Consider the following 22,395-nt stretch of genomic DNA (forward strand, 5'->3'; position numbering starts at 1 on the left):
CTGGATCGGAGGCGGACACGGATGGAATCGGGGGTGTCTTCGGGCTGTCAGGCGCCGGTACGGCGGGCAGCGTAATCGGCGTCCCGGCCGCTCGAACGAGCCTCGCGTGGACGGCCGGTGAACTCTTGGCGCCCCTCGGGCGAACCGTCCTCCGACCGTCGTGCGCGGCGCCGGGCTCGCCGGGCGAGCAGCGCGGTGCCGAGCAGCGCGAGGAGCGCGGTGGCGCCGGCCGCGGCGCCGAGCCGGACGCCCGGGGGCCTGAAGGAGCAGGTCACGCTGGTCGCACGGCCGTCGAGGGGGACGGCGAGCAGGCCCCGGTGGGAGCGGGCGGAGACGGGTTCGGCGGCGCCGGCGGCGCACCGCCAGCCGGTGGCGCGGGGGACGGCGACGACGGCGACCCCGGTGCTGCCGGGCGGCAGTTCGGCGGTGAGGGTGTGGCCGGTGGTGGTGACGCGGGTGGCGCCGGTGGCGGTGAGCCGCTCGACGGCGCCGGCGAGCCGGGCGCGGTCGAGGCAGCCGACGGGCTGCCGGGGCAGGGTGATCTTCCGGTCGGTGGCCAGCTCGACGCGGACGGCGCCGCCGGGCGGGACGGTGCCGAGGGCTCGCATGGCGGCGCGCACGGCGGGCGGCCGGCCGTCGAAGTCGGCGGGGGCGGCCCCGGTGAGGGCGGCGGTGCCCTTGTACTCGGGCGCCCAGAACCAGACCTCGGTGCCGGCCGGGCAGCGGGCGGTGAGCGTGGCGCCGGTGCGGCGCACGGCGGGCAGGGTGTAGACGGAGGAGCCGAGGAGGAGTTCCTGGTTGCGGAAGGCGGACTCCTCGGGGTCCACGGTGGCGTTCCCTGCGGGGTGGACGGTGACGAGCGGCGGTACGGGGGTGGTGGCGGCGGTCGCGGTGCCGTCGGGCGCGGCGTCCTGGCGTACCGGAGCGGTGGCCTCGGAGCGGATTCGGGTGCCGATGGAGAAGATCGCGTCGGTGACGGGGTTGTCCAGGGTCTCGGGGTGCCGGCCCTTGGCGTAGTGGCCGAAGCCGAGCGAGTCCAGAGTCCGCGAGGTGTTCTCGGTGGTGAGGCTGGAGTAGGCGTCGGCGCCCTCGCCGCCGAGGAGCAGCGGTTCGTTGCCGCCGGGCAGCGGGCCCGGGTCGGTGCGGTACGCGGGCCAGGCGTCGGCCCGCGCCACCTCGGCGGCCACCGCCCGCTGCCAGGGACCGATCCGGGGCGACCAGGCGACGTCGGCGCGCTGCTGTTGCTCGACGCGCATCCCGCCGACGACGGTCTCGCCCGCCTGGGCGGCGAGCAGCAGCACGGCGGCGGCGACGGGCAGCGCGCGGGAGACCGCCGCCGGCCTGTCTGGTTCCGCGCGGGTGGCGCGGAGGGCGAGGAGTGCGGCGGCGAGGGCGAGCAGGAGGGCGGTGCCGGCGGCCGGGTAGGTCCAGGCGTCGATGTCGCCGCTGCCCCGGGCCGCGAGGGCGAACGCCCCGAGGAGTACGGCGGCGCCGAGCAGCGCGGCCGGGCGGGGCGGTCCCGCGGCGGCGGAGAGCCACGCGGCGACGAGGAGCAGGCCGCACAGGACGAAGGTCTGGCGGTAGGGGTTGCCGTTGGGCGAGGCGCCCGCGTGCCAGAGCAGGTGGGTGGGTCCCCACTGGAGCGAGAGCGTCACCAGGACGATCAGCGCCGTCCAGCCGATCCGGACGCGCGCGGCGACGGCCCGGTGGAAGGGCAGGGTGAGGGCGAGGAGCAGCGCGGGGGTGCCGATGAAGAGGGCCGGGGTGGCGACGTTCGCGGTGGCGGGCAGCAGGCGGCCGAGCAGTTCGGCCCAGGTGGCGGGGGCGAACACGGTCTCGGGGGTCGGGTCGGCGTACTTCGTCCCACGGAAGACCACGAGGACGAGCGGGGCGGCGAGCCCGACGCCGACGCCGACGGTCCACACGGCGCGGAGCAGGGCGGCGAGCCGGCGGCGCGGCGTCCCGTCGGGGTCGGCGGTGAGGAGCCGGACGGCGAGGAAGAGCGCCGCGCCGAGGGTCGCCATGTAGGCGGTGTAGAAGTTGGCGATCCAGGCGACGGCGACGACCAGCGGGCCGAGAACGGGCCGCCGCCCGTTCCTCGCCCACTCCGCCACCAGGCAGAGCAGCGGGAAGGCGATGAGCCCGTCCAGCCACATGGGCACCGAGGCGCCGTGGTTGAAGGTCCACCCGGAGAGCGCGTAAGCGGCCCCGAGGAGGGAGGCGAGCGGCCACGGGCCGGGGCGGACGGGCGGCCGGAGCCGGATCAGCAGGGCGGCCATCGCCGCGCCCGCGGCGGCGATCTTGAGCGCGGTGATGACGTACAGCGCGAGTTCCGGGCGGTCGGCCGGGAAGAGGACGACGAGCAGCGAGAAGGGGCTGCTCAGATAGGTCCCGATGTCGCCGAGGAAGTTCGCGCCGAAGCCGGAGTTCCAGTTGAGGAAGGCGTCGCCGTGGGTGTCGCCGAGCAGGAAGGCGCGCCAGTAGGCGTGGTACGGCAGGTACTGCTGGCCCAGGTCGACGACGTTCCGGGTGTACGGGCCGAGCGGGTGGCTGCGGGCGAGCGCGGTGGCCAGCAGGAAGACGGCCGCCGTGAGCAGTCCGGCGCCGGCCGGCGCGAGGAGCAGCGGGTTGCGGATCGGGCGGGGGCCGCCCCGCGCCCCGTCCCGGTCGGATACGGGCGCGGGTGTGGCGGCGGGTGGCACGGGTCCTCCAGGGAGCGCGGGGCTCTCGTCGATCACCCGCGGCGATCGCACGGCGGGACGGACCCATTACTCCTGGTTCGGGCGTCCCGAAGTGGATCACCCGGCGATCTCCCGGCAGCCCGCAGGTGAACACCCGGTGTCACCCCTCGGGGCGCCGCCTCAGGCGGGCGTGACGGGCAGCACGTCGGGCGACAGGGAGGCCGCCCGGCTGCTGGCGCTCGTCATCCGGCGGCGGTGGTGGCGGCGGCACAGCACCTCGTACCCGACGACCTCCGCCGCGGTGTTCACGTCGCCGACGACGACCTGCTCGCCCTCGACGACCATGTGGCCGCCGACGGTCCTGGCGTTGTGGGTGGCGCGGGCGCCGCACCAGCAGAGCGCCTCGACCTGGAGCTGCTCGATCCGGTCGGCGAGCTCGATCAGACGCTGCGAGCCGGGGAAGAGCTTGGTGCGGAAATCGGTCGTGATCCCGAAGGCGTACACGTCGAGCCCGAGGTCGTCGACGATCCTCGCGAGCTGGTCGATCTGGGCCGGGGCGAGGAACTGCGCCTCGTCGACGATCACGTAGTCGGCCTTGCCGCCCTGGGAGAGCTGGTCGACCAGGTAGGCGTAGACGTCCATGCCCTCCGGCGCCTCGACGGCCTCCGTGACCAGGCCGAGCCGCGAGGACAGCTTGCCGGTGCCCGCCCGGTCGTCCCGGGTGAAGATCACGCCCTGGAGGCCGCGAGCGTCGCGGTTGTGCGCGATCTGGAGAGCCAGCGTGCTCTTTCCGCAGTCCATCGTTCCGGAGAAGAACACCAGCTCGGGCATGACGGGTCGGGGACCTTTCGGGTCGGGGTGGAGGGGCGGGGCCGGGTGGGGCGGGGCCGGGTGGGGCGGGGAGAGGTCAGGGGCGGACTTCGAGGAGCGGCACGTACTGCTCGGCGGGGGTCATCGACCCGTGCATGCCGGTCATCCGGGTCTCCAGCGGCTCGCCGACGGAGGCGACGAGGGCGACGTCCTCGTGGGCGGCGGCGACGACGTCGCCGATCCGGCCGTACACCCGCTCGTCCACGGTGTCGCCGAACCAGCCGAGGGCGATCGCCTCGTCGCGGCCCGCCACCCAGAACTGCTCGCCGAGGACCTCGCGCCAGCAGGTCAGGACGTCGGCCTCGGCGCCGGGGACGGCGTAGACGTGCCGGGCGCGCCCCTCGCCGCCGAGGAGGGCGACGCCGGCCCGCAGCTCCCAGTCCTCGTCGACGTCGATCCGGTGCTCCTCGTCGAAGGGCACGTCGACCATGCCGTGGTCGGCGGTGACGTACAGCGCCGAGCGGGCGGGCAGCTGCTCGGCGAGCCGCTGGACCAGCCGGTCGACCAGCATGAGCTGACCGCGCCAGGCGTCGGAGTCGAGGCCGAAGCGGTGCCCGGCGCCGTCGAGTTCGCTGTAGTACGTGTAGACCAGCGAGCGGTCGCCGGCGGCCAGCTGCTCCGCGGCGAGGTCCATGCGCTCCTCGCCGGAGAGGCGTCCGTGGAAGCTGCCGCCGCTCAGCGCGATCTGGGTGAGCGGGGTCTGCTCGAAGATCGGCGAGGACACCTGCGCGGTGTGGATCCCGGCCTCGTGCGCGAGCTGGAAGACCGTCGGGTACGGCTGCCAGACCTTCGGCGGGGCCCAGGGGCGCCACTTGAGCTGGTTCATCAGCTCGCCGGACTCCGGGTTGCGGACCGTGTACCCGCCGAGGCCGTGGGTGCCGGGGGCGCGGCCGGTGCCGACGGAGGCGAGCGAGGTCGCGGTGGTGGCGGGGAAGCCGGCGGTAATCGGCCGGCCGGTGCCGCCGCGCGAGGAGCCGAGCAGCGCGGTCAGGTAGGGGGCCTCGTCCGGGTGGGCCTTGATCTGCTCCCAGCCGAGCCCGTCCACGAGGAAGACGCAGACGCGGTCGGCGGGGGCCAGCTCGGTGATCCGCGCGTCGAAGCCGGGCACGCCCTGGCCGGCGACGAGGGTGGGCAGCAGGTCGGCGAGGGAGCCGGAGCCGTACTCGGGCACCGGGGCGGTCTCCGGGGCGAGCGGGACCGGGTCGTCGGGCCAGCCGTGGGCGACGGAGGTCGGCTGCGCCATCAGCGGCCGGCCGTCGGGGCGGTCGCGGCCGTGGCCTCGGAGAGCGCCTGGGCGAAGGTGAGGGTCTGCCGGACCGTGTCCGGCCCGTCGCCGGCCTCGCTGACGCGCAGGCTGAGGTCGTCGGCGGTGGCGTTGCCGGTGTAGCCGTGGTCGGCGTCGCAGTTCGGGTCGCCGCAGGCGGCGGGCTCCAGGTCGATCCGGGAGACGGCGCCCCAGCCGATGGTGAGGACGACCTCGCGGGGCACGGTGCCCGGGGTGTACGACTCCGGGTTGGCGACGACCCGGCTGACCACGACCGACGAGATCCGGTCCAGCTTCACGGACTCGGTGGACGTGGTGGCGTACGGGCTCGGCGAGCTGTTGTCGGCCGCCTGCTCGTCGGTGTGGCTGACGATGAAGCGGCTCGGGGTCAGCACGAGGACGGTGACGTGCCGCCGGACCTCGTTGGCGTCGAAGGTGGTCTCCTGGTGGACCACGTACGACGCGACGTCCTCGCCGCCGACGGCGGCCTCCACCGCCTCGGCCACGAGTGCCGGGTAGTAGCCGCTGCGCTCGATCGCCGCGCGCAGCCCCTGGGTCGTCGTACCGGTCTTCGCCATGGACTCCATCCTACGGGGCCGTGGCACCCCTCCGGCCCTTCAGTAGCTGGGCAGGCGGCGGGGGCCGAGGTCGGTGGTGGGCGCGGCCGGGGCGAGCCGGACCACGGCGCCGAGGACGGAGACGCCGGTGGGGGCGACCACGGCCGGTTCGAGGGCGACGGAGACGATCTCCGGGTGGTCGTCGACCAGCCGGGAGACCCTGAGCAGCAGCTCCTCCAGTGCGGGGGTGTCGACGGGGGCCGAGCCGCGCCAGCCGAACAGGAGCGGGGCGGTACGGATGGAGCGGACCAGCTCGGCCGCGTCCCGGTCGGTGGCCGGAACCAGCCGGTGCGCGGTGTCGCCCAGCAGTTCGGAGGCGGCTCCGGCGAGCCCGAAGGACAGCACGGCTCCGGCGGCCGGGTCGATCGCGGCGCGCACGACCGTGTCCACGCCCCGGGGTGCCATCGCCTGGACGACCGGCTGGAGCTCCTCGGGCTTGCCGAGGGCGTCGGTCAGCTCGGCGTAGGCGGTGCGCAGCTGCTCCTCGGTGGCGAGGTCGAGGCGGACGCCGCCGAGGTCGGGGCGGTGGCGCAGGTGCGGGGCCGTGGTCTTGAGCGCCACCGGGTAGCCGAGCCGGGCGGCGGCCGCGACGGCGGCGCCGGGCCCGGGGGCGGGGAGGGCGGGGCGGACGGCGATGCCGTACCGGCCGAGCAGTTCGCCGGCCTCCTCGGTGGTGAGGGTCACGCCCCGGGACTCCTGGCCGGCGCCCCGCTCGCCGAGCACCCGGTCGATGAGGGCGGCGGCGCCGGCCTCGTCGATGGAGTCGTACTCCGGTACGCGGCCCGGCTCGGCGGCCTGCCGCCGCCACTGTCCGTACCGCACGGCCTCGGCGAGCGCGCGGACAGCCCGCTCGGCGGCGGGGTAGGCGGGGATGTTCCGCGCGGGGGCGGGGGGCTGGGGGTCCTGCGCTGCCTGTGCGGCCTGCGCTTCCTGTGCCGCGTGTGCCTCGTGTGCTTCCCGCGCGGCGGGCGTCTCCGGTGCGCCCGGGGCCGTGGGGGCGGCGGCCGGGCGGCGGGGGCGCGCGGGGGCGGGCCGCGTGCTGGTCGCGGCGGAGAGGGCCTCGGCGAGGCCGCCCATCTCGACGTGGACGACGACGACCGGCTTGGCGGCGCCGGCGGCCCCGCCGCCCGCGACGGCCTCGCGGAGGGAGGCCGCGAGCACCTCGGTGGTGCCCTCGATGCCCACCCAGGGGATCGCGGTGACGACGACCGCGTCGCAGGAGTCGTCGGCGAGGGCGGCGGCGAGCGCGTCCCGGAAGTCGGCGGGGGTCGCGGCGGTCGTCAGGTCCACGGGCCGCTGCGCCCGCAGCCCCTCGGTGAGGCAGGCGTCGTACGTGAGGAGGCCGAGGGACTCGGAGTTGCCGAGGATCGCGACGCGCGGCCCGGCCGGGAGCGGCTGCCCCGCCAGGAGGAGGCCGGCGTCGACGAGTTCGGTGACGGTGTCGACCCGGATGACGCCGGCCTGGCGGAGCAGCGCGGAGACGGTGGCGTGCGGGATGCGGGTGACGGGGACGCGATGGCCGGGCGGCGCGCTGCCGCTGTGGCGGGCGCCCTTGACGACGACGACCGGCTTGACGGCGGCGGTGCGGCGGGCGAGCCGGGTGAACTTGCGCGGGTTGCCGATCGACTCCAGGTAGAGGAGGACGACGTCGGTCGCCGGGTCGTCGTACCAGTGCTGGAGGAAGTCGTTGCCGGAGACGTCCGCGCGGTTGCCGGCGGAGATGAAGGAGGAGAGGCCGGCGCCGCGCCGGTGCAGTCCGGCGAGGAGGGCGATGCCGATGGCGCCCGACTGCGTGAAGAGGCCGATGCGGCCGGCGGCCGGCATCTCGGGGGCGAGGGAGGCGTTGAGCCGGACGTCGTCGGCGGTGTTGATGATGCCGAAGGCGTTGGGCCCGATGATCCGCATGCCGTACGAGCGGGCCTGCCGGACCAGTGCCCGCTGCCGCTCGCGGCCCTCGGTGCCGCTCTCGGCGTAGCCGGCGGAGAGGACGACGAGACCGCGCACGCCGTGCTCGCCGCAGTCGGCGACGACCTCGGGGACCCGCTCGGCGGGGACGGCGACGATCGCGAGGTCCACGGGGGCGCCGATGGCGGCGACGGAGGGGAAGGCGGGTACGCCGTCGAGCGCGGCCCCCGGGGCGTCGAGCGCCGGGTTGACCGCGTACACCTGGCCGGTGAAGCCGGCCCCCAGCAGGTTGCGCAGAACGGTCCGGCCGACCCCGCCGGGGGTGCGTCCGGCGCCGACGACGGCGACCGAGCCGGGGGCGAGGAGCCGCTGGACCGAGCGGGCCTCGGCGCGCTGCTCGCGGGCGCGCTGGACGGCGAGGGAGCGGTCGGTGGGCTCCAGGTCGAGGTGGAGCCGGACGGAGCCGTCCTCGAAGCTGCGCTTCTGGGTGTAGCCGGCGTCCGTGAACACCTTGATCATCTTGGTGTTGGCGGGCAGCACCTCGGCGGCGAAGCGGCGGATGCCGCGCTCGCGGGCGACGGCCGCGATGTGTTCGAGGAGGGCGGAGGCGACGCCGCGGCCCTGGTGGGCGTCCTGGACGAGGAAGGCGACCTCGGCCTCGTCGGCGGGTGCGGAGGCGGGCAGGCCCCTGCCGTCGATCCGGTCGTAGCGGACGGTGGCGATGAACTCGCCTCCGACGGTGGCGGCGAGGCCGACCCGGTCGACGAAGTCGTGGTGGGTGAAGCGGTGGACGTCCTTGGCGGAGAGCCGGGGGTAGGGGGCGAAGAAGCGGTAGTACTTCGACTCGTCCGAGACCTGCTCGTAGAAGCTGACGAGCCGGTCGGCGTCGTCGGCGGTGATGGGCCGGACGCGCGCGGTACCGCCGTCGCGGAGCACGACGTCGGCCTCCCAGTGGTCGGGGTAGGCATGCGCCTCGGGGGCCTGGGGGCGCTCCGGGGCCGGGTAAGCCCCCGCCCCCGTCCCGGCCGCCCCGCTCGCCCCGCCCGTCCCGTCCGCCTGCTCCGACGCGCTCCGCATGGGGCAAAGCCTACGGCCGGGGTCCGACACCGGCACCGTTCGCGCGCCCACTCCCCGGGCGTGTACGGCTCGCGCGGCCCTGCCGCCCCGTGCAAGGTAGGAGGGCCGAACGTCGCACGGGTACGGGACCTCGGTCGGCAGGAGCACGCCGCATCCCGTGAGAGACTGGTCTAGACAACCGCTGAAGACCTGAAGGGCAACACCATGGCTGAGCGCCGCGTCAACGTCGGCTGGGCCGAGGGCCTGCACGCCCGCCCCGCCTCCATCTTCGTCCGTGCCGCCACGGCCTCCGGTGTCCCGGTGACCATCGCCAAGGCCGACGGCAACCCGGTGAACGCCGCTTCCATGCTCGCGGTGCTCGGCCTGGGCGCGCAGGGCGGCGAGGAGATCGTGCTCGCTTCGGACGCCGAGGGCGCCGAGGCCGCGCTGGAGCGCCTCGCCAAGCTCGTCGCCGAGGGCCTCGAGGAGCTTCCCGAGACGGTCTGACCCCAGCGGGTCGATCCCCTTCTTCCCTGACGGCCGTGTCCCCGGAATTCCCGGCGGACACGGCCGTCCGGCTTTTCCGGGAGCAAGAACACTCGCATTCCGGGCCCGCGCAATTCGATTTCCGGGCAGCACGAACAGCACCCCGGAATCGCTATTCTTTGTATACGGCGCCTTTGTTAATTCCGGACGCTCGCCGTGTTGACGGCATGTTGCGAAACCCTCACGCGGCCCCGCTCGGGCCTTTTCAGCCGGTGCAGCGGGAGCGCGTGCTCGGCGTGCAGGGCGGTCAGCGCGCGGGCCCGCTCGGCGTCCCCGCGCGCGATGGCGTCGACGATCGCCCCGTGCTCGGCCCAGGCGTCCACCGGCCGGTCCGGCTGGTCCACCACGTACATCCAGGCGATCTTGTGGCGCAGCTGGGTGAGGAGGGCGGAGAGCGCCGGGCTCCCCGACGCCTGCGCGAGCGTCTCGTGGAACCAGCCGCCGAGCGCCCGCAGATCCTCGCCCTGCCCCCGGCGGGCCCGCTCCTGGCCCAGCCTGACCAGGCCGCGCAGCACCTTGAGGTGCGCGTCGGTGCGCCGCTGGGCCGCCCGCGCCGCCCCGAGCGGTTCGAGCAGCGCCCGTACGTCGAGGAGGTCGGCGGCCTCCTGCTCGGTGGGCTCGGCGACCTGCGCGCCCGCGTGCCGGCGGCTGACCACGAAGCCCTCGGACTCCAGGGTGCGCAGCGCCTCGCGGACCGGCACGCGGGAGACGCCGTAGCGGCGGGCGAGCTGGTCCTCGGTGAGCCGGCTGCCGCGCTCGAAGACCCCCGAGACGATGTCGTCCCGGATCGCCGTGCATACCGATTGCGCGGGAACCCGCATGTCCGACCTCCGCTTTCGCTCCGCGCGCACCGAATTCGAGCGGCGCTTCTCACGCGACTCTATTGCAGCGCGCCGGAAATTCCGATGCCCCCTCGGAATTCGACCGGTGCACGGCGGCGGCCGTATCGGGCGAGGAGCGACGAAAAAGGCCCCGGCTCGTGGGAGCCGGGGCCGTTTCGACGCGGTGCGACGGGTCAGAGGCTGACACCGCGGGCGCGGAGGTACGCGACGGGGTTGAGGTCGGAGCCGTACTCGGCGGTGGCCCGGGCCTCGAAGTGCAGGTGCGGGCCCGTCGAGTTGCCGGTCGAGCCCGAGACGCCTATCTGCTGGCCGGGTTCGACGGACTGGCCGACGTACACGCCGATGGACGACAGGTGGCCGTACTGGGTGTAGGTGCCGTCGTTCATCCGGATCACGATGTTGTTGCCGTACGCGCCGCCCCAGCCGGCCTCGACGACGGTGCCGGAGCCGACGGAGACGACCGAGCTGCCGTAGGCGGCGTGGAAGTCGACGCCGGAGTGGCTGCCGGAGGACCAGAGGGAGCCACCGGTCTTGTAGCCGGTGGAGACGTAGGAGCCGGCGACCGGGAGGTTGAAGGAGGCGAGCCTGCGGCGCTCGGCCTCGCGGGCGGCGCGCTCCTTGGCCTCGCGGATCTCCTGGGCGCGGGCCTCGGCCTTGCGCTTCGCCTCGGCGCGCGCCTTGGCCCGGGCCTCGGCCTCCGCGGCCTCCTGCTCCTGGGCGGCGGCCTGCGCGCTGAGCTGGTCGGCGATGGACTCGTCGGCGATCACCTGGGTGAGGCCGGTGTCCTCGGCGGAACGGTCGTCCGTGTCGGCGGCGAGCGCCGGAGAGGCGAGGGTGCCGACGACGCCGGTGGTGGCGAGGGCGGCCACGCCGGCGATGCCGGCGCTGCGGCGAGCCAGTCGGCTCGCACCACGATGCTTCCCGGTGGCACGGGTGAACGCCAAGACGGTTCCTTTCCTTCCTTCTCGCCTACCGGGTTAGCTGACGGGTTCGGAGCAGGAAGGTCTCCTACGGACCCCTCCGCGCGGCGAAGGCGTCCGATTCACCCCAGGGACTTGGGTGGGTCCCCGGCTCCCCAGGCTCGCGCCTGACGGGGACTCGGCGATGGCTGCCCGCTGCCGCGGGTGCGGCGCGTGCGTCGGTCGGACAGCCGGATCGACGCTAGGCCGGACGGATGTCGATCGCCAAACAGACACGCCTTTTTGTAAGACATGCCACAGGGCATACGATCATCTTGACGCCATAACGGACAAAGCGGAGGTCTCCGACGCTTCATCACATCGGAGACCTCCGCCGGGGACCGACGGAGCGTCAGCTCACCACGGTCACCTCGCCGATGCCGAGGGCCCGCACGGGCTCCTCGATCTCGGCGGCGTCGCCCACCAGGACCGTCACCAGGCGGTCCACCGGGAAGGCGCTGACGACGGCGGCCGTGGCCTCGACCGTGCCGGTCTCGGCGAGCCGCGCGTACAGCCGGGCCTGGTAGTCGTCCGGGAGGTGCTGCTCGACCTGGTCCGAGAGGGTCGCCGCGACCGAGGCGGCCGTCTCGTACTTGAGCGGTGCCACGCCCACCAGGTTCTGCACGGCGACGTCCCGCTCGGCGTCGGTCAGACCGCCCTCGGCCAGGGTGCGGAGCACCTTCCACAGGTCGTCGAGCGCCGGGCCGGTGTTGGGCGTGTCGACCGAGCCGCTGATGGCCAGCATCGAGGCGCCGTGACCCTCGCCGTCGGAGCGGAGCACCTGCCCGAAGGCACGCACGCCGTACGTGTAGCCCTTCTCCTCGCGCAGCACCGCGTCCAGACGGGACGTCAGGGTGCCGCCGAGGCAGTACACGCCGAGGACCTGCGCCGCCCACACGGCGTCGTGCCGGTCCGGTCCGATCCGGCCGATGAGCAGCTGGGTCTGGACGGCCCCGGGGCGGTCGACGATGACGACCCGTCCGGTGTCGTCGGCGGTGATCGGCGGCATCGGGCGCGGCGCGGCCGGCTTGCCGGTCCAGCCGCCGAGGGTCTCGGCGAGGACCTTGTCCAGGTCGACGCCGGTGAGGTCGCCGACGACGACCGCCGTGGCGGCGGCGGGCCGCACGTGCGCGTCGTAGAAGGCGCGGACGGCGGCGGCGTCGATGACCTCCACCGTCTCCTTGGTGCCCTGGCGCGGCCGGGACATCCGCGCGGTGGCCGGGAACAGCTCCTTGTAGAGCTGCTTGGCCGCGCGGCGGCTCGGGTTGGCCGCCTCGTGCGGAATCTCGTCGAGCCGGTTGGCCACCAGGCGCTTGACCTCGTCGGGGTCGAAGGCCGGGGACGTCAGCGCCTCCGAGACGAGCCCGAGGGCCTTCGGGAGCCGGGAGACCGGCACCTCCAGGGAGACCCGGACGCCCGGGTGGTCCGCGTGCGCGTCGAGCGTCGCGCCGCAGCGCTCCAGCTCGGCGGCGAACTCCTCGGCGCCGCGCTCGGTCGTCCCCTCGGAGAGGGCGCGGGCCATGATGGTGGCGACTCCGTCCAGGCCCTCCGGCTCGGCGTCCAGCGGGGCGTCGACGAAGATCTCGACGGCGACGACCTGCTGGCCGGGGCGGTGGCAGCGGAGCACGGTGAGGCCGTTGTCGAGCGCGCCGCGCTCGGGGGCGGGGAAGGCCCACGGCCTGGCCTCGCCGGCCTGCGGCCGCGGGTGGAAATCCATGCTGGTCAGGGGCTCTGCGGTGTCCGTCACTGGTCCGCTCCCTCTTCCTCGTCGCTGTCGGCGGCCTCGGTGGCCTCGCTCTCCAGGGGCTCGTAGACCAGGACCGCCCGGTTGTCGGGCCGGAGCCGGGCCGCGGCCACCTCGCGCACCTCCTCGGCGGTGATGCCGAGGACGCGGTCGACGGCGGTCAGGGCGAGCTGCGGATCGCCGAACAGCACGGCGAAGCGGCACAGTTCGTCCGCGCGGCCGGCGACCGTGCCGAGCCGGTCGAGCCACTCGCGCTCCAGCTGGGCCTGGGCGCGCTCCATCTCCTCCGCGGTCGGGCCCTCGGCGGCGAAGCGGGCCAGCTCCTCGTCGACGGCCGCCTCGATGGCGGGCACCTCCACGCCGCCGGAGGTCTTGACGTCCAGCCAGCCGAGCGAGGGCGCGCCGGCGAGCCGGAGCAGGCCGAAGCCGGCGGCGACGGCGGTGCGGTCCCGGCGGACCAGCCGGTTGTGCAGGCGGGAGGACTCGCCGCCGCCCAGCACGGTGAGGGCGAGGTCGGCGGCGTCGCACGCGCGCGTGCCGTCCTCGGGCAGCCGGTAGGCGGCCATCAGGGCCCGGGCCGGGACCTCCTCGACGACGACCTCGCGCAGCTGCTCGCCGATGACGTCCGGCAGGGCGCCGTCGCGCGGGGCGGGCTTGCCGTCGTGCCCGGGGATGGAGCCGAAGTACTTCTCGACCCAGGCGAGCGTCTGCTCCGGGTCGATGTCGCCGACCACCGACAGGACCGCGTTGTTGGGCGCGTAGTACGTGCGGAAGAAGTTCCGCGCGTCCTCCAGCGTGGCCGCGTCCAGGTCCGCCATCGAGCCGATGGGGGTGTGGTGGTACGGGTGGCCCTCGGGGTACGCGAGCGCGGTGAGCTTCTCGAAGGCGGTGCCGTACGGCACGTTGTCGTACCGCTGGCGGCGCTCGTTCTTCACGACGTCCCGCTGGTTCTCCATCGACTCGTCGTCGAGGGCGGCGAGCAGCGAGCCCATCCGGTCCGCCTCCAGCCAGAGCGCGAGCTCCAGCTGGTGGGTGGGCATCGTCTCGAAGTAGTTGGTGCGCTCGAAGCTGGTCGTGCCGTTGAGCGAGCCGCCCGCGCCCTGCACGAGCTCGAAGTGTCCGTTGCCGTGCACCTGCTGCGAGCCCTGGAACATCAGGTGCTCGAAGAGGTGGGCGAGGCCCGTGCGGCCCTCGACCTCGTGGCGCGAGCCGACGTCGTACCAGAGGCAGACCGCGGCGACCGGGGTCAGGTGGTCCTCGGAGAGCACCACCCGCAGGCCGTTCGCCAGCCGGTGCTCGGTCGCTGTCAGGCCGCCGGAGCCGGCCTCGGCCGTGGCCGTGTGACCCATGGGCATGTACGTCCCTTCGATCGCGATCTGGAAAAGTGCTGCCACTGTATGCAAGCGCGCGGACACCTGGCGAAGTTCCCGGACCCCTGAGATGTCCCTCGTCCGGGTCGCGGTCCGCGTTGTCGGTGGCACGGTCCACAATGGTCCGCGTCAGATCAAGCTTTGTCGGAGAAGGAGCCGCAGCCGCGATGGCCCGCCGCAGCACGAAGACACCGCCGCCGGACGACGCGTACGAGGAGAGGATCCTCGACATCGACGTCGTCGACGAGATGCAGGGCTCCTTCCTCGAGTACGCCTACTCGGTCATCTACTCGCGCGCGCTGCCCGACGCCCGCGACGGCATGAAGCCGGTCCAGCGGCGCATCGTCTACCAGATGAACGAGATGGGCCTGCGCCCCGACCGCGGCTTCGTCAAGTGCGCCCGCGTGGTCGGCGAGGTGATGGGCAAGCTGCACCCGCACGGCGACGCCTCCATCTACGACGCCATGGTGCGCATGGCGCAGCCCTTCTCCATGCGCGTGCCGCTGGTCGACGGCCACGGCAACTTCGGCTCGCTGGGCAACGACGACCCGCCCGCCGCGATGCGGTACACCGAGTCGCGGATGGCGCCGGCCGCCCTGCTGATGACCGAGTCCATCGACGAGGACACGGTCGACTTCACGCCCAACTACGACGGCCAGGAGCAGGAGCCGGTCGCGCTCCCCGCCGCCTACCCGAACCTGCTGGTGAACGGCGCCTCGGGCATCGCGGTCGGCATGGCGACCAACATGCCCCCGCACAACCTCGGCGAGGTCGTCGCGGCCGCCCGCCACCTGATCCGCCACCCGAACGCGGACCTGGACGCGCTGATGCGCTTCGTCCCCGGCCCCGACCTTCCGACGGGCGGCCGGATCGTCGGCCTGAACGGCATCCGGGACGCGTACGAGACGGGCCGCGGCACCTTCAAGATCCGCGCCACCACCTCGGTGGAGACGGTGACGGCCCGCCGCAAGGGCATCGTCGTCACCGAACTGCCCTTCACGGTCGGCCCCGAGAAGGTCATCTCCAAGATCAAGGACCTGGTCGGCTCGAAGAAGCTCCAGGGCATCGCCGACGTCAAGGACCTCACCGACCGGGCCCACGGGCTCCGCCTGGTCATCGAGATCAAGAACGGCTTCGTGCCCGAGGCGGTCCTGGAGCAGCTCTACAAGCTGACGCCGATGGAGGAGTCCTTCGGCATCAACAACGTGGCCCTGGTGGACGGCCAGCCGCTCACCCTGGGACTCAAGGAGCTCCTGGAGGTCTACCTCGACCACCGCTTCGAGGTCGTCCGCCGCCGCTCCGAGTACCGCCGCGGCAAGAAGCGCGACCGGCTGCACCTGGTCGAGGGCCTGCTGGTCGCGCTCCTCGACATCGACGAGGTCATCCGCCTCATCCGGGAGAGCGAGAACTCCGCGCAGGCCAAGGAGCGCCTGATGGAGCGCTTCTCGCTGAGCGAGGTCCAGACCCAGTACATCCTGGACACCCCGCTGCGCCGGCTCACCAAGTTCGACCGCCTGGAGCTGGAGACCGAGCGGGACCGGCTGACCGGCGAGATCGACGAGCTGACCGGGATCCTGGACTCCGACTCCGAGCTCCGCAAGCTGGTCTCCGCCGAGCTGGCCGCCGTCGCGAAGAAGTTCGCCACCGACCGGCGCACGGTCCTCCTGGAGTCGGCGGGCGCGCCCGTCTCCGCTGTCCCGCTGGAGGTCGCCGACGACCCCTGCCGGGTGCTGCTCTCCACGACCGGCCTGCTGGCCCGGACGGTCTCGGCGGAGCTGCCGCCGGTCGAGGCGGACGCCAAGCGGACCAAGCACGACGCGATCGTCTCCTCGGTGGCCGCCACCCAGCGCGGCGACGTGGGCGCGGTGACCTCCACGGGCCGGCTGCTCCGGATCGCCGTCATCGACCTGCCCCAGCTGCCCGACACGGCCGCCGCGCCGAACCTGGCGGGCGGGGCGCCGCTGAGCGAGTTCCTGTCCCTGGAGGCGGACGAGACGGTGGTCTGCCTGACCACCCTGGACGAGTCCTCCCCCGGCCTGGCGCTCGGCACCCTCCAGGGCGTCGTCAAGCGCGTGGTGCCGGACTATCCGGCCAACAAGGACGAGCTGGAGGTCATCACCCTCAAGGACGGTGACCGGATCGTCGGCGCGACCGAGCTGCGGACGGGCGAGGAGGACCTGGTCTTCATCACGTCCGACGCGCAGCTGCTGCGCTACCCCGCCTCCCAGGTGCGGCCGCAGGGCCGTCCGGCCGGCGGCATGGCGGGCATCAAGCTGGCGGCCGGCGCGGAGGTGCTGTCCTTCGCCGCGGTGGACCCGGCGGCGGAGGCGGCCGTGTTCACGGTGGCCGGTTCCACCGGCACCCTGGACGGCTCGGCGGCGACCTCGGCGAAGCTGACCCCGTTCGACCAGTACCCGCGCAAGGGCCGGGCCACCGGCGGTGTGCGCTGCCAGCGCTTCCTGAAGGGCGAGGACGCGCTGGTCCTGGCCTGGGCGGGCGCCCTGCCGGCCCGTGCCGCGCAGAAGAACGGCACGCCGGTCGAGCTGCCGGAGCCGGACCCGCGCCGCGACGGCTCGGGCACCCCGCTGCCGAAGCAGGTGGACGTGGTGGCGGGCCCGGCGAGCTAGCCGGCGGCACGCGCGCGTACGCGGCGAAGCCCCCCGCTCCGAGCCGGAGCGGGGGGCTTCGCCGTACGCGGCGCGGTCAGGAGCGGGCGGGCCGTGACGAGCGGACGCCCCGGGCGCGGACCACCACGAGCGGCGGGCGACCGCGTCCCGGCGGTCCCGGCCTACTCCGCGGGCGGCTCGTCGGCCTCCTGCACGTACCGGAGCAGCCCCCACATGCTGTGCTCGTCCGGGGCGTCCCCGGGGCCCTCGACCTCGCAGGCGGCGAGTTCCTTGCGCAGGGCCGCCGCGTCGACGCCCGAGCCGATCAGGACGAGCTGCGTGAGCCGCTCCTCCCCCGCCGGCCAGGGCTCCGGGTAGAAGCGCAGGAAGCGGCCGACGGCGTGCACCGCGTACCGGTGGTCGGGGTCGGCGGCGCCGAGGTCCACGAAGCCCTTGAGCCGGTACAGGCCCTCGGGGCGGGAGTCGAGGAAGGCCATCAGCCGGCGCGGGTGCAGCGGCACCGCCGTGGCCAGGGAGACGGTGTCGTAGACGGCGTGCACGTGCGCGTGCCCGTCCTCGTCGCCGTAGAGGACGTCCTCGATCGACATCTGGCCGGCGATCTCGCCCTCCGGGGCGACCCGGTCGAACAGCAGCTCGGGATCGATCCGGCCATGCGCCGCCTCGACCACCGCGGCCCGGTCCGCGAGCCCGGCGACGGTCTCCCGGACGGACCGCAGCTCCGCCCCGGACACCCGGTCGGCCTTGTTGACGACGACCAGGTCGGCGAGGGCGAGGTGCCGGTCGGTCTCGGGGTGCCGCTGCCGGGTGGCGCCGAACTCGGCGGCGTCGACGACCTCGACGAGCCCGCCGTAGACGATCCTCCGGTTCTCGCTGGCGAGCACCATCCGGACCAGCTCCTGCGGCTCGGCGAGACCGCTGGCCTCGATCACGATCACGTCGAGGCGCAGCTCGGGACGGGTCAGCACCTCCAGGTACTCGTCCAGCTCGCTCGCGTCCACCGCGCAGCACAGGCACCCGTTGCCCAGCGAGACCGTGGAACCGACCTGTCCGGCGACGGTCATCGCGTCGATCCCGATGTCCCCGAAGTCGTTGACCATGACTCCGATCCGGGTCCCCCGGGCACTGCGCAGCAGATGGTTCAGGAGCGTCGTCTTCCCCGCCCCGAGGAACCCGGCGAGGACGACGACGGGGATCTGCTGCGCGCTCAAGAAAGCAAGCCTTTCGCTGGGACGGCCACACCCGGTGCACCGCCCGGACCGTACGTCCGGCACACCGCCCGGACCGCCACCAGGATAGGCAGCCCGTCCCGCGGGCCCCGCCCCACGCGCGCGCGTGCACCCCGCCGCATTTCCGGTCGCCCGCGCCGTCCCCGTACCGTTTCGGCATGAGCAGCCCCGGATCGATACCCTCCGCGCGGCCGGACGGGCGCCGGCGGCGCCGCCTCGGGTGGCCGCGGCGGGTGTTCTCGCAGGTGCTGCTGATGCAGCTGGCCGTCGCCACCGGCGTGACCGTGCTGGCCACCGGGTTCTTCCTGGCCCCGCTGAGCGGCCAGCTCGACGACCAGGCGATGCGGCGGGCGCTGGCCATCGCCGAGACCATGGCGTCCACGCGTACCGCCGCGGACCTGGCCGGCGGACCGCCCTCGGCGACGGGACCGGTGCAACGCGAGGCCGAACGGGTCCGGACGGCGACCGGCGCCGAGTACGTGGTCGTCATGGACACCCGCGGAGTGCGCTGGTCGCACCCCGACCCGGCGCAGATCGGCCGGACCGTCTCCACCGACCCGAGCGAGGCCCTGGCGGGCCGCGAGGTGATGGAGATCGACAGCGGCACCCTCGGCCGCTCGGCGCGCGGCAAGACGCCGCTGCGGAACGCCGACGGCGGGATCGTCGGCGCGATCTCCGTCGGCATCGAGTACGACAGCGTCCGCGACCGTCTCCTCTCCGCGATCCCCGGCCTCCTGGCCTACGCGGGCGGCGCGCTCGCGGCCGGCGCGCTCGCGGCGTACCTGATCTCCCGCCGGATCCAACGGCAGACCCGCGACCTGGCCTTCTCCGACATCTCGGCGCTGCTCGCCGAACGCGAGGCGATGCTGCACGGCATCCGGGAGGGCGTGGTGGCCCTCGACCGCAAGGGCTCCGTACGGCTCCTCAACGACGAGGCGCAGCGCCTGCTCGGTCTCGGCCCCGAGGCCGCCGGACGCCCGCTCGACGCGCTCCTCGGCCCCGGCCGCACCGCCGACGTGCTGACCGGCCGGGTCACCGGTGCCGACCTGGTGACCGTCCAGGGACACCGGGTGCTGATCGCCAACCGGATGCCCACGGACGACGGGGGCGCCGTGGCGACCCTGCGCGACCGGACCGAACTGGAACGGCTCGGCCGCGAGCTGGACTCCACCCGCGGCCTGATCGACGCCCTGCGCGCCCAGGACCACGAGCACGCCAACCGCCTCCACACGCTGCTCGGCCTCCTGGAGCTGGAGCTGTACGAGGAGGCGGCCGACTTCGTCACCGAGGTCGTCGGGGTGCACCGGGCGACCGCCGAGCAGGTGACCGAGAAGGTCCACGACCCGCTGCTCGCCGCCCTCCTGGTCGGCAAGGCGACCGTCGCCGCCGAGCGCGGCGTCTCGCTGCGGTTCGCCCCCGACTCGCTGCTCCCCGACCGGCTGGTGGACCCGCGCGAACTGGTCACCGTCGTCGGCAACCTCGTCGACAACGCCCTGGACGCCGCCGCGGGCACCCCGGACGCCCGGGTCGAGGTCGCGCTGCGCGCCGAGGGCCGGACGCTGGTCCTGCGGGTCTCCGACAGCGGCCCCGGCGTCCCCGAGGAGCGCCGGGAGCTGATCTTCACCGAGGGGTGGACGACGAAGGAACCGCCCTCCCACGGCCGGCGCGGCCTCGGCCTTGCACTGGTCCGGCGCCTCGCCGAGCGGCGCGGCGGCACCGCGCGGGTGACGGCGGGCCCGGCCGGCGGCGCGGAGTTCACCGTGGTCCTCCCGGACGCCCTGGCGGAACCGGCCCCGCCCGCCCCGGCCGAACCCCCGCCGCCCGCGCACCGTGCGCCCGCCCCGCGCGGCCCGGCGGACCCGACCACGGCCGAGGAGCGGTCCCGGTGATCGACGTGCTCGTCGTCGACGACGACATCCACGTGGCGCGCGTGAACGCCGCGTACGTGACCAAGCTGCCCGGCTTCCGCGTCGCGGCCACCGCCCACTCGACCGCGGAGGCCCTGGCCGTCCTCGGCGGGCGGCCGGTGGACCTCGTCCTCCTCGACCACTACCTCCCCGACGAGAACGGCCTCGCCGCCATCCGCGAGCTGCGCGCCCGGGGCCACCAGTGCGACGTCATCATGGTGACCGCGGCCCGGGACGTGGCGACCGTCCAGGCGGCGATGCGGCACGGCGCCCTCCAGTACCTGGTGAAGCCGTTCAACTTCGCCGGGCTGCGCGCCAAGCTGGAGGCGTACGCGACCCTGCGCCGCACCCTGGAGAGCGGCGGCGAGGCGGAACAGGCCGAGGTCGACCGGATCTTCGGCACCCTGGCGGCCGGCACCGTCGCCCCCGACCTGCCCAAGGGCCACTCGCCGACGACGGCCGAGCTGGTGCGCCAGGCGCTGCTGGCCGCCGGCGGGCCGCTCTCCACCCAGGAGCTGGCCGAGCGGACCGGCGTCAGCCGCCAGACCGCCCAGCGCTACCTCAAGCTCCTCGAACGCACGGGGCGGGTACGGCTCTCGCTCCGGTACGGCGAGACCGGCCGCCCCGAGCACCGCTACACCTGGGTCTCCTCCCCCTGAGCCCCGCCGGTTCCGCGTCAGGCCGCGCCCGCGCCGGTGAGCGACCGCACCTCGGTCTCCGCGTGCCGCGCCTCGTCGGGCGGTTCGGGCGAGGTGACCGTCCCCAGCCAGCCGGCCAGGAAGCCGAGCGGGATGGAGACCACCCCGGGGTTCTGGAGCGGGAAGACGTGGAAGTCGACGCCGGGGAAGAGCGCGTCGGGGCTGCCGGAGACGACCGGCGAGAGCAGCACCAGCAGCACCGCGGGCACGAGCCCGCCGTAGACGGACCAGACCGCGCCCCGGGTGGTGAAGCGGCGCCAGAAGAGCGAGTAGAGCAGCACCGGCAGGTTGGCCGAGGCGGCGACCGCGAAGGCGAGACCGACGAGGAAGGCCACGTTGAGGTCGCGGGCGAGCAGTCCGAGCCCGATCGCGGCGGCGCCGATGACGGCGGCGGCCGTCCGTGCCACCGCGACCTCGCCGTACGGCTTCCCTCCGGGCCGGCGCAGCGAGGCGTAGAGGTCGTGGGCGACGGAGGCCGAGGAGGCCAGGGTGATCCCGGCGACGACGGCGAGGATGGTCGCGAACGCGACGGCCGCGACGATCGCGAAGAGCACCGTGCCGCCGGTGGAGCCCGCTCCCCCGCCGAGGTCGAGCGCGAGCAGCGGGATGGCCGTGTTCCCCGAGGCGTTCGAGGCGCGGACCTCGGCGGAGCCGATGATCGCGGCGGCGCCGAAGCCGAGGACGATCGTCATCAGGTAGAAGCCGCCGATGAGGCCGATGGCCCAGACGACCGAGCGGCGGGCGGCCCGCGCGGTGGGCACGGTGTAGAACCGGGACAGGATGTGGGGCAGTCCGGCGGTGCCGAGGACGAGGGCGAGTCCGAGGCTGATGAAGTCCAGCCGGGCCGTCCAGTCGCCGCCGTACCGCAGCCCGGGGCCGAGGAACGACGTGCCGTGGCCGCTGCGCTCGGCGGCGGTGGCGAGCAGGCCGTTCACGTCGCCGTGGAAGCGGAGCAGGACGAGGACGGTGAGCGTGATGGTGCCCGCCATCAGCAGCACCGCCTTGACGATCTGGATCCACGTGGTGGCCCGCATCCCGCCGAGCGACACGTAGACCACCATCAGCGCGCCGACGCCGACGACCGTCCAGGTGCGCGCGGCCTCGCCGGTGCCGCCGAGGAGGAGGGCCACCAGGCTGCCGGCGCCGACCATCTGGGCGACCAGGTAGAGCACGGAGACGGCGACCGACGAGGTGCCGGCGGCGATCCGTACGGGCCGTTCGGCCATCCGCGCGGCCACGACGTCGGCGAGGGTGAACCGGCCGCAGTTGCGGACGAGTTCGGCGACCAGGAAGAGCACCACCAGCCAGGCCACCAGGAAGCCGACCGAGTAGAGCATGCCGTCGTAGCCGTACAGCGCGATCAGGCCCGAGATGCCGAGGAAGGAGGCCGCGGACATGTAGTCGCCGGCGATGGCGAATCCGTTCTCCATGGGCGAGAAGAGCCGGCCGCCGGCGTAGAACTCCTCGGCCGATCCGCGCCGGTTGCGGCTCACCCAGGTGGTGATGCCCAGGGTGACGGCGACGAACGCGCTGAAGAGCAGCAGGGCGAGCGTCTGGTGGTCTCCGGTCACCGGTCCGCTCCCCTCGTCATCTCCTGGGTGTCCCAGCGGAGTTCGAGCGCGGCCCGGTCCCGGCGCAGCCGCGCGTGCCGGGCGTAGGCCCAGGTGAGGAGGAAGGTGGTGAGGAACTGGCCGAGGCCGGCGACCATCGCGAGGTTGACCGAGCCTGCCACCGGCCGGGCCATGAGGCCGGGGGCGGCGGTGGCGGCGACGACGTAGGCGAGGTACCAGACGAGGAAGGCGAGGGTCGCGGGGAGGACGAACCTGCGGTAGCGGCGCCGTACCTCCTGGAAGGCGGGGCTGCGCTGGACCTCCAGGTAGACCGCGGCGGCCCCGGGCAGCGGGTTCGCGGCCTCGTCGTGCCGCTGCGGCGGTGGGCCCGACGGGATTCCGCCCGGCCCGACGTACGGCGCCCGCGCGCGCTCCTGCTCGTCCAGCTGCTCCACCGGTCAACTCTCCTTGTCAGCGAACCGTTTCGGCCGCGTGCCCAAGGATGGACAGAGCGGGCAGATCCCGGACTCTTC

16 protein-coding genes and 1 riboswitch are annotated in these 22,395 nt (G+C 74.3%); of the genes, 4 read left to right on the forward strand and 12 right to left on the reverse strand.

Annotated elements, in window-relative coordinates:
* Positions 1-47 precede the first annotated feature (47 nt).
* The 5 genes from ACIGHB_RS30420 to ACIGHB_RS30440 form a co-directional block, all read right to left on the reverse strand.
* The gene (locus tag ACIGHB_RS30420) at positions 48-2,702 is read right to left on the reverse strand and encodes a YfhO family protein (RefSeq protein WP_399917552.1); all 2,655 of its coding nucleotides are present in this window, start codon (positions 2,700-2,702) and stop codon (positions 48-50) included.
* Between the two features lie 159 nt (positions 2,703-2,861).
* Positions 2,862-3,512, reverse strand: a complete 651-nt coding sequence (locus ACIGHB_RS30425) for a thymidine kinase (protein WP_189851994.1) — start codon at positions 3,510-3,512, stop codon at positions 2,862-2,864.
* A 76-nt stretch (positions 3,513-3,588) separates the two neighbouring features.
* A complete protein-coding gene (locus tag ACIGHB_RS30430) occupies positions 3,589-4,794 on the reverse strand; it encodes a nucleotide pyrophosphatase/phosphodiesterase family protein (RefSeq protein ID WP_360318175.1) in 1,206 nt (401 codons plus the stop codon).
* Positions 4,794-5,393: a DUF5998 family protein gene (locus ACIGHB_RS30435; RefSeq protein ID WP_031010889.1), complete on the reverse strand. Its 600-nt coding sequence runs from the start codon at positions 5,391-5,393 to the stop codon at positions 4,794-4,796. Before ACIGHB_RS30435 ends, ACIGHB_RS30430 begins: the two co-directional genes overlap by 1 nt.
* A gap of 39 nt (positions 5,394-5,432) precedes the next feature.
* Positions 5,433-8,414 (reverse strand): GNAT family N-acetyltransferase, encoded by a 2,982-nt coding sequence (locus ACIGHB_RS30440; protein ID WP_399917555.1) that lies wholly within the window; start codon positions 8,412-8,414, stop codon positions 5,433-5,435.
* A gap of 204 nt (positions 8,415-8,618) precedes the next feature.
* Here ACIGHB_RS30440 and ACIGHB_RS30445 point away from each other — a divergent pair, with 204 nt between their 5' ends.
* Entirely contained in the window at positions 8,619-8,900 is a 282-nt protein-coding gene (locus ACIGHB_RS30445; protein WP_360318181.1) for an HPr family phosphocarrier protein, read from the forward strand.
* 176 nt (positions 8,901-9,076) lie between these two features.
* On the opposite strand, the gene ACIGHB_RS30450 is transcribed toward ACIGHB_RS30445, so the two are convergent.
* The 4 genes from ACIGHB_RS30450 to ACIGHB_RS30465 form a co-directional block, all read right to left on the reverse strand.
* Positions 9,077-9,760 carry a GntR family transcriptional regulator gene (locus ACIGHB_RS30450; RefSeq protein ID WP_360318184.1) on the reverse strand — a complete coding sequence of 228 codons (684 nt, stop codon included), beginning with the start codon at positions 9,758-9,760 and terminating at the stop codon, positions 9,077-9,079.
* A gap of 194 nt (positions 9,761-9,954) precedes the next feature.
* Complete coding sequence (locus ACIGHB_RS30455) at positions 9,955-10,725, reverse strand: M23 family metallopeptidase (protein WP_360318187.1); 771 nt, start codon at positions 10,723-10,725, stop codon at positions 9,955-9,957.
* A gap of 8 nt (positions 10,726-10,733) precedes the next feature.
* Positions 10,734-10,895, reverse strand: a riboswitch (cyclic di-AMP (ydaO/yuaA leader).
* A 197-nt stretch (positions 10,896-11,092) separates the two neighbouring features.
* Entirely contained in the window at positions 11,093-12,457 is a 1,365-nt protein-coding gene (locus tag ACIGHB_RS30460) for a pitrilysin family protein (protein ID WP_360318227.1), read from the reverse strand.
* Between the two features lie 26 nt (positions 12,458-12,483).
* Positions 12,484-13,839, reverse strand: a complete 1,356-nt coding sequence (locus ACIGHB_RS30465; protein WP_399917558.1) for a M16 family metallopeptidase — start codon at positions 13,837-13,839, stop codon at positions 12,484-12,486.
* 182 nt (positions 13,840-14,021) lie between these two features.
* Between ACIGHB_RS30465 and ACIGHB_RS30470 the strand changes: the two genes are divergently transcribed.
* Positions 14,022-16,481: a DNA topoisomerase IV subunit A gene (locus ACIGHB_RS30470; protein ID WP_360318192.1), complete on the forward strand. Its 2,460-nt coding sequence runs from the start codon at positions 14,022-14,024 to the stop codon at positions 16,479-16,481.
* A gap of 161 nt (positions 16,482-16,642) precedes the next feature.
* On the opposite strand, the gene ACIGHB_RS30475 is transcribed toward ACIGHB_RS30470, so the two are convergent.
* Positions 16,643-17,689: a CobW family GTP-binding protein gene (locus ACIGHB_RS30475; RefSeq protein WP_399917560.1), complete on the reverse strand. Its 1,047-nt coding sequence runs from the start codon at positions 17,687-17,689 to the stop codon at positions 16,643-16,645.
* Between the two features lie 176 nt (positions 17,690-17,865).
* Here ACIGHB_RS30475 and ACIGHB_RS30480 point away from each other — a divergent pair, with 176 nt between their 5' ends.
* A complete protein-coding gene (locus tag ACIGHB_RS30480) occupies positions 17,866-19,596 on the forward strand; it encodes an ATP-binding protein (RefSeq protein WP_399917562.1) in 1,731 nt (576 codons plus the stop codon).
* Positions 19,593-20,273 carry a response regulator gene (locus ACIGHB_RS30485; protein WP_360318201.1) on the forward strand — a complete coding sequence of 227 codons (681 nt, stop codon included), beginning with the start codon at positions 19,593-19,595 and terminating at the stop codon, positions 20,271-20,273. The genes ACIGHB_RS30480 and ACIGHB_RS30485 overlap by 4 nt, the downstream gene beginning before the upstream one ends.
* A gap of 17 nt (positions 20,274-20,290) precedes the next feature.
* Here ACIGHB_RS30485 and ACIGHB_RS30490 read toward each other — a convergent pair whose 3' ends face one another.
* Positions 20,291-21,883 carry a cation acetate symporter gene (locus ACIGHB_RS30490; protein WP_399917564.1) on the reverse strand — a complete coding sequence of 531 codons (1,593 nt, stop codon included), beginning with the start codon at positions 21,881-21,883 and terminating at the stop codon, positions 20,291-20,293.
* A complete protein-coding gene (locus ACIGHB_RS30495; protein ID WP_399917566.1) occupies positions 21,880-22,317 on the reverse strand; it encodes a DUF485 domain-containing protein in 438 nt (145 codons plus the stop codon). Before ACIGHB_RS30495 ends, ACIGHB_RS30490 begins: the two co-directional genes overlap by 4 nt.
* Positions 22,318-22,395 lie beyond the last annotated feature (78 nt).

The organism is Streptomyces sp. NPDC085460 (assembly GCF_044541975.1).
Classification (GTDB): Bacteria; Actinomycetota; Actinomycetes; order Streptomycetales; family Streptomycetaceae; genus Streptomyces.

Coding starts and splice junctions, on each gene's coding strand:
- ACIGHB_RS30470 (WP_360318192.1), top strand. CDS start 14,022: ATGGCCCGCCGCAGCACGAAGACACCGCCGCCGGACGACGCGTACGAG.
- ACIGHB_RS30440 (WP_399917555.1), bottom strand. CDS start 8,414: ATGCGGAGCGCGTCGGAGCAGGCGGACGGGACGGGCGGGGCGAGCGGG.
- ACIGHB_RS30450 (WP_360318184.1), bottom strand. CDS start 9,760: ATGCGGGTTCCCGCGCAATCGGTATGCACGGCGATCCGGGACGACATC.
- ACIGHB_RS30435 (WP_031010889.1), bottom strand. CDS start 5,393: ATGGCGAAGACCGGTACGACGACCCAGGGGCTGCGCGCGGCGATCGAG.
- ACIGHB_RS30430 (WP_360318175.1), bottom strand. CDS start 4,794: ATGGCGCAGCCGACCTCCGTCGCCCACGGCTGGCCCGACGACCCGGTC.
- ACIGHB_RS30425 (WP_189851994.1), bottom strand. CDS start 3,512: ATGCCCGAGCTGGTGTTCTTCTCCGGAACGATGGACTGCGGAAAGAGC.
- ACIGHB_RS30460 (WP_360318227.1), bottom strand. CDS start 12,457: ATGGATTTCCACCCGCGGCCGCAGGCCGGCGAGGCCAGGCCGTGGGCC.
- ACIGHB_RS30465 (WP_399917558.1), bottom strand. CDS start 13,839: ATGCCCATGGGTCACACGGCCACGGCCGAGGCCGGCTCCGGCGGCCTG.
- ACIGHB_RS30445 (WP_360318181.1), top strand. CDS start 8,619: ATGGCTGAGCGCCGCGTCAACGTCGGCTGGGCCGAGGGCCTGCACGCC.
- ACIGHB_RS30480 (WP_399917562.1), top strand. CDS start 17,866: ATGAGCAGCCCCGGATCGATACCCTCCGCGCGGCCGGACGGGCGCCGG.